Here is a 6,657-nt window from a genome sequence, read left to right on the forward strand (position 1 = left end):
TTGAAACAGCGCGCCAATCTTTAGCGCCGGCGCCCGGGGTCCCCAACCCTCCCCCGCACGGGGAGGGAGCCTAACCTATGCGCTCACCTCACTTGATTAGACCTCCGCCGGATGCACGGGGCGGCCGTGCCACCTCTCCGGCCGCCTCATAAATCATTGTTATTTCAATCGCTTAGTATTTCGCTGTCCTCCCGCCTTGACCGCTTCCATGACCCGCAGTAGGCTCAATTTCGAACACGGAATTCCGTATTCCAATTTGGACGGTCATTATGATCCCGTTGGATCCGCTTCCAAACCTCATCGACCAGGTCTACGGGCGACTGCTCGAAGCGATCATCGACCGCACGCTGCTGCCTGGCCAGCGCATCACCCAGAACGAACTTGCCGATCGGCTCGGCGTCTCGCGCCAGCCGATTTCGCACGCCCTGCATCTGTTGCATCGCCAGGGCCTTGTCGCCGAGAGCGGCAAACGCGGCTTCGAGGTGACGCAACTCGATCCGCAGCGCATCCGCGAACTCTATGAAGTCCGCGGCGCCATCGATGCGCTGGCGGCGCGGCTTGCCGCTTTGCGTGTCAAGGAGGATGCCGCGGCCCGCGCGCAACTCGAAGCCGCGCTCGAAGCCGGACGCGCGGTCGACGACGGCACGCCGCTGGCGCGCCTGATCGCACTCGACGTCGATTTCCACAGCGCGATCTATCGCCTCGCCGGCAATTCCGCGATCGAGGAGATGATCGCGCCGCAATGGCCGCATATGCGCCGGTCGATGGCGACCGTGCTCGCCGAGCTCGATTACCGCGGCAGCGCCTGGACCGAGCACGAGACCATCGCCGCGCATGTTTTTTCCGGCAATGCCGCAGCGGCAGAAGCCGCGGCGCTCGCGCATGCGCAGACGGCAGGGCGGATGACCGAGGAGAAGCTGAGGGCAATCGACGTGGCGGCGTGAACCGCCGGCCGACCTCATCCTGAGGAGCGGCGCAAGCCGCGTCTCGAAGGATGAGCCAGCGAGGCCTCATGGTTCGAGACGCGCGAAGGCGCGCTCCTCACCATGAGGGGAGACAGAATAACAACAGGAGGAAAGCACCATGAAACTGACCCAAGAGCAGGTCGAATTTTTCCATCGCGAAGGCTGGCTGTTCCTGCCCGAGCTGTTCAGCCAGGAAGAGGTCGATTTCCTCGCGCGCGAGGCGGTCTCGATCTATGACGCCAATCGCCCCGAGGTGTGGCGCGAGAAGAGCGGGGCGCCGCGCACGGCCTTTGCCGCGCATCTCTACAATGAGGCGTTCGGGCTCCTCGGCGCGCATCCGCGCATGATCGACCCCATCGAGCAGCTGTTCGGTGAGAAGGTCTACATGCATCAGTTCAAGATCAACGCGAAGGCGGCCTTCACCGGCGACGTCTGGCAGTGGCACCAGGACTACGGCACCTGGAAGCGCGATGACGGCATGCCGGAACCGCGCGCGATGAACATCGCGATCTTCCTCGACGAGGTGATGCCGATCAACGGCCCGCTGATGCTGGTGCCGCAGAGCCAGACCGCCGGCGATTTGAAGGCCTCGCACGATCTCGAAACCACATCCTACCCGCTGTGGACGCTGGACGAGGAAACGGTGACCCGCCTCGTCAAGCAGGGCGGCATCGTCGCGCCGACCGGCAAGCCCGGCGGCATGCTGATGTTCCACGGCAATCTGGTGCACGGATCGAGCGGCAACATCACGCCCTACCCGCGCAAGATCGTCTACCTGACGCTGAACGCGGTCTCGAACTACATCCGCACCCCGACGCGGCCCGACTACATCGCGCACCGCGACTTCACGCCGATCCAAACCGTCGCCGACGACGCGCTGCTGCGGCTCGCCCGTGCACCGCGCCAAGCGGCGGAGTAAGAATCGGCCGTCATTCCGGAGCGGCACGTTAGCGTCGAACCGCAGATGCGCAATTGCGCATCTGGGAATCTCGAGGTTCCGGGTTCGCGTTTCACGCGCCCCGGAACGACCCTTTTGTTTGGAAAGCATCATGAACCTGCATCACCTCCTCAAAACCCGCGCCGCCGCCGGCAAGCCGGTGCGCGTCGTCCTGATCGGCGCCGGAAAATTCGGCTCGATGTTCCTGTCGCAGGTGCCGCACACGCCGGGGCTTGAGGTGCCCGTGATCGTCGATCTCGACCGCGACCGCGCCCGCGAGGCGTGCCGCACCGTCGGCTGGGACGACGCGCGGATCAGTGCCACCACCTTTACCGACGACGGTGCACGCGCGATCGCCGGCGGCGCATTCGATGTCGTGGTGGAAGCGACCGGCAATCCCGCCGTCGGCATCCGCCATGCCCGCGCGGCGATAGCCGCCGGCAAACATGTCGTGATGGTCAATGTCGAGGCCGATGTGCTGGCGGGGCCGCTGCTCGCCGAGGAGGCACGCAAGGCCGGCGTGGTCTATTCGCTTGCCTATGGCGATCAGCCGGCGCTGACGGCCGAGATGGTCGACTGGGCGCGCGCGACAGGCTTCCGCGTCGTGGCCGCCGGCAAGGGCACGAAGTACCTGCCGGCCTATCACGATGTCACGCCGGAGGGCGTGTGGCAGCATTACGGGCTCACCGCCGGCGAGGCGCAATCCGCCGGCATGAACCCGCAGATGTTCAACTCCTTCCTCGACGGCACCAAATCCGCGATCGAGATGGCGGCGATCGCCAATGCCTGCACCCTCGACGTGCCGTCGGAGGGATTGCTGTTTCCGCCCTGCGGCGTCGACGACCTGCCGCATGTGATGCGGCCGCGCGACAAGGGCGGCGTGCTGGAGAAATCCGGCATCGTCGAAGTGGTGTCGTCGCTGGAGCGCGACGGCCGTCCGGTGTTTCGCGATTTGCGCTGGGGCGTTTATGTGGTGCTGGAAGCGCCCAACGATTATGCCGCCGATTGCTTCAAGCAGTATGGCCTCAAGACCGACGCCTCCGGCCACTATGCGGCGATGTACAAGCCGTATCACCTGATCGGACTCGAGCTGAACATCTCCGTGCTGTCGGCGGCGCTGCGCAACGAGCCGACCGGGCAGCCGCGCGGCTTCCGCGGCGACGTCGCGTCGGTGGCCAAGCGCAATCTGCGCGCCGGCGAGATGCTCGACGGCGAAGGCGGCTACACGGTGTGGGGCAAGCTGATGCCCGCCGCCGCCAGCCTCGCCGCCGGCGCATTGCCGATCGGGCTTGCCCATCGCGTCAAGCTGAAGAGCGACGTCGCCCATGGCGCTGTCGTGCGCTGGAGCGATGTCGAGGTCGACGAGACGAACGACACGATCAAGACGCGCAAGGCGATGGAGCAGGCGTTTTCGCGCTGACACTCGAACGACGGGATGGCCTTCACCTCTCCCCGCGCTTTTGCGGGGAGAGGTCGGATCGCATCGCACGATGCGATCCGGGTGAGGGGCAAGGCACGCTCATCAACAAGAAGCAAAGCGCTCGCCGGATGGAGGCCCCTCACCCCGACCCTCTCCCCGTAAGAACGGGGAGAGGGAGTAGAGAGAGCGCAGGCTGAACGACTTACGGCAGCAGCCGGCTCGCTTTCGCCAGCCTGAACCATTTGTGGAACATCGCCTCGGTATCCATCATCTCGGTGAAGCCGGCCTGGTTGATCTTCACCGTCGAGACGATCGACGGCGGACCCGACTCAGTCTGTCCGTAGCGCATGCTGTAATCGGCATATTGGAACGACAGGCCGACGAATTCCTCCAGGCCGGGCGCGATCAGGTCGTGCTTCCTGCGCAACTCGTCCCACGACGCGATCCATGGCGGCCAGCTCTGCGCCAGCGACAGCGGCACGTGCCGGCCCGGCGTCATCTCAAGCGCATCCGATACCGCCGGCCAGATATTTTCCCAGGTGAAGACGTCGCCATTGGTGACGTTGAACGCTTCATTGCGCGCAGCCTCGGCGTCGCCCGACCAGGCGATCGCGCGTGCCAGCAGATCGACATCGACCGCCTGCGCGACGCGCGGCGCGCCGCCCGGATAATCCAGCGGCCTGCCCTGCGCGCGCAACACCGCGGCGTAGACGCCGAGCGGCGGGATCAGGTCCATCGCGCCGCCCATGGCTTCGCCGATGATCAAGACCGGGCGCAGGATGCTCCAGTGCCAGCTCTTGCCCCGCTGCAGCTCGCGCAGGAAATTCTCCTGCGCCCAATAGAAATTCGGCTGCTCGTACATTTCGGAACGGCCCTCGCGCGCCGGCACCGTGAGCGGCCGGACATGCACGCCATAGGCCTTGGTGCCCTGTAGCAGCGCGACATGCTTGAGATCGGGCGCGACGGGTTCGAGCACGCCCATCAAATTGCGCAGCATCCGGTCGTTGGTTTCGATCTGCCCGGCATCGCGCCAGCCATCGACCAGGCTGGGCGCCTCATAGAGCGCGGCGTAGATCAGGTGCGTTGCGCCGCCGAGCTCGGCCGCGGCGCGACGGCAATCCTCCGCGCTGGTGAGATCGATTCGCACATGCCGTGCACCGTAGAGATCGCGTGGCTTGCGGCGCGACAGCGCAATGCGCTCGCAATCGTCGGATGCGCCGAAGTGTCGCAAGGCGGCGTTGCCCACGAGGCCGGTCGCGCCGGCAACCACAACTTTCTTGTTGGCCATGTCCTGGAACTCCCATCAACCCACCCACCCTGCGTAGCAGATCGCGGCAAGGCCGGCAGCCATCGCGGCGGGTATCAGATGAGACCGACAGCGCCGATTGTCCTTCGCACCTGCAACGAAGGCAGGCGCTTGATTTCCTCCGGCAAACGATCATCCTGACCGGCGGAACCGGAAACTCGGATTTCCACAACAAGAGCCCGTCGAGGGCCACCGGACACATTCATCACAGAACGTCGATCGATCGGCGAAGAAAGACGACACCAAGATCGTTCCCCTTGTCGAGGTATCGGCACACAGGAGGGATACGCATGAAGCGTCGTGAATTCTTGAAGGCAGGCGGCGTCGGGCTGGCTGCGACGGCGGTCGCCGCGCCCGCGGTCGCGCAATCGATGCCCGAGGTCAGGTGGCGGCTCGCGGCGAGCTGGCCGAAGGCGCTCGATACGCTCTATGGCGGGTGTGAATTCTTCTGCAAGCGCGTCGCCGAGATCACCGACAACCGCTTCCAGATCCAGTCGTTCGCCGCCGGCGAGATCGTGCCCGGCCTGCAGGTGCTGGACGCCGTCTCCAACGGCACGGTCGAGATGGGCAACACCGCGCTGTATTATTACTGGGGCAAGAATCCCGCCTTCACCTTCGGCACGTCGCTGCCGTTCGGCCTCAACACGCGCCAGCACATTTCCTGGCTGCAATGGGGCGGCGGCACCGATCTGCTCAACAATTTGCTCGCAGAATTCAACTGCATCGGCATTCCGACCGGCTCGACCGGCGCCCAGATGGGCGGCTGGTTCCGGAAGGAGATCAAGTCGATGGCGGATTTCCAGGGCTTGAAATTCCGGGTCGGCGGCTTCGCCGGCACCATCATCGCCAAGGTCGGCGGGGTGCCGCAGCAGATCGCCGGCGGCGACATCTATCCGGCGCTGGAAAAAGGCACAATCGACGCCGCCGAATGGGTCGGGCCGTATGATGACGAGAAGCTCGGCTTCGTCAAGGTCGCGAAGTTCTACTACTACCCCGGCTGGTGGGAAGGCACCGGCCAGGGCCACAATGTGATGAACAAGGACAAGTGGAACGCGCTGCCGAAGCACTATCAGGCCGCGATCCAGGCGGCCTCCGAGGACACCTTCACCTGGGTGACCGGCAAATATGACGCGGTCAACCCGCCGGCGCTGAAGCGCCTGATCGTTGCCGGCGCGCAGTTGCGGCCGTTCCCGCAGGAAGTGCTGGAAGCCTGCTACAACGCGGCCAACGAGATCTACGCGGATCTTTCCAAGAGCAACCCGCATTTCGGCAAGATGCATGCGAGCCTCGCCGCTTATCGCAACGAATCGCTGGCCTGGATGCAGGTCGCCGAGCTCTCGTTCGACAGCTTCATGATGCGGATGCGCACGCGCACCTAACTCCACCACTTCTCCCCGCCTGCGGGGAGAAGTCGGATTGCATCGAAGAATGCAATCCGGATGAGGGGGAGCCGCCGCGAATGACCTCTTACCGCCTTTGCGGCACGAGCCCCTCACCCCAACCTCTCCCCGCAAGAGCGGGGAGAGGGAGAAAAGACAAAAGCCCCGGAGAATTTCTCCGGGGCTCATTTTTGATTCGGTTGACGGCTCAGGGCATGATCCGGAAAAGTGCGAAGCGGTTTTCCGGCGAGATCATGCGACGCATTAATTGTCGTCGCTGCCGCCGAACTCTTCCATCAGCTTGTCGTAGCTCTTGGTCACGACATCGATATTGCCCTTGTTCTCGACCGCGGGCAGCGGCGACTTCAGGGCGTCGTTGAGGTCGGCGAGCGCATCCTTCTTGTCCTTGGCCGACATCTTCTTGTCGGCCTGGACCTGGGCAATCTGCGCCTTCAGCACGGCCTCGGGACCGACATATTTCTTGGTTTGCGGATCGAAGCCGCCGAGCACCAGCGAGATGTTGTCGACGACGTTGTTGTACTCGTCATAGCTGGCGAAGCCGTTCTTCTTGGCGATGCCCTCGAGCTGGGCAACGATCTTCGGATCCGGCTTGGCGTCCTGCGAAAGCTTTGCGGTCACCGGGTCCATTT

At 64.4% G+C, this 6,657-nt stretch carries 6 protein-coding genes (1 of these 6 cut by a window edge); 4 read left to right on the forward strand and 2 right to left on the reverse strand.

Features of this window, described 5'->3' with window-relative positions; translation table 11 throughout:
- The first annotated feature begins 269 nt into the window (after positions 1-269).
- The 3 genes from ACVWYP_RS00310 (at position 270) to ACVWYP_RS00320 (ending at position 3,322) form a co-directional block, all read left to right on the forward strand.
- Positions 270-944, forward strand: coding sequence for a GntR family transcriptional regulator (locus ACVWYP_RS00310; protein WP_304497319.1), 675 nt, complete (start codon positions 270-272; stop codon positions 942-944).
- Positions 945-1,083: 139 nt separating this feature from the next.
- The gene (locus ACVWYP_RS00315; RefSeq protein ID WP_028341908.1) at positions 1,084-1,884 is read left to right on the forward strand and encodes a phytanoyl-CoA dioxygenase family protein; all 801 of its coding nucleotides are present in this window, start codon (positions 1,084-1,086) and stop codon (positions 1,882-1,884) included.
- A 130-nt stretch (positions 1,885-2,014) separates the two neighbouring features.
- Positions 2,015-3,322, forward strand: coding sequence for an NAD(P)H-dependent oxidoreductase (locus tag ACVWYP_RS00320; RefSeq protein ID WP_304497320.1), 1,308 nt, complete (start codon positions 2,015-2,017; stop codon positions 3,320-3,322).
- Positions 3,323-3,524: 202 nt separating this feature from the next.
- On the opposite strand, the gene ACVWYP_RS00325 is transcribed toward ACVWYP_RS00320, so the two are convergent.
- On the reverse strand, positions 3,525-4,610 hold the full coding sequence (locus ACVWYP_RS00325) for an NAD-dependent epimerase/dehydratase family protein (protein ID WP_304497321.1): 1,086 nt from the start codon (positions 4,608-4,610) through the stop codon (positions 3,525-3,527).
- A 308-nt stretch (positions 4,611-4,918) separates the two neighbouring features.
- Here ACVWYP_RS00325 and ACVWYP_RS00330 point away from each other — a divergent pair, with 308 nt between their 5' ends.
- The gene (locus tag ACVWYP_RS00330; RefSeq protein WP_028341905.1) at positions 4,919-6,007 is read left to right on the forward strand and encodes a TRAP transporter substrate-binding protein; all 1,089 of its coding nucleotides are present in this window, start codon (positions 4,919-4,921) and stop codon (positions 6,005-6,007) included.
- 264 nt (positions 6,008-6,271) lie between these two features.
- On the opposite strand, the gene ACVWYP_RS00335 is transcribed toward ACVWYP_RS00330, so the two are convergent.
- Positions 6,272-6,657, reverse strand: the 3' portion of a protein-coding gene (locus tag ACVWYP_RS00335) for a hypothetical protein (RefSeq protein ID WP_028341904.1). Its footprint extends 250 nt past the window's final position; the window shows 386 of its 636 coding nt (coding positions 251-636); its start codon lies beyond the right edge, outside the window — the gene reads right to left on this strand; it ends in the stop codon at positions 6,272-6,274.

This window comes from Bradyrhizobium sp. USDA 3262 (assembly GCF_054060035.1).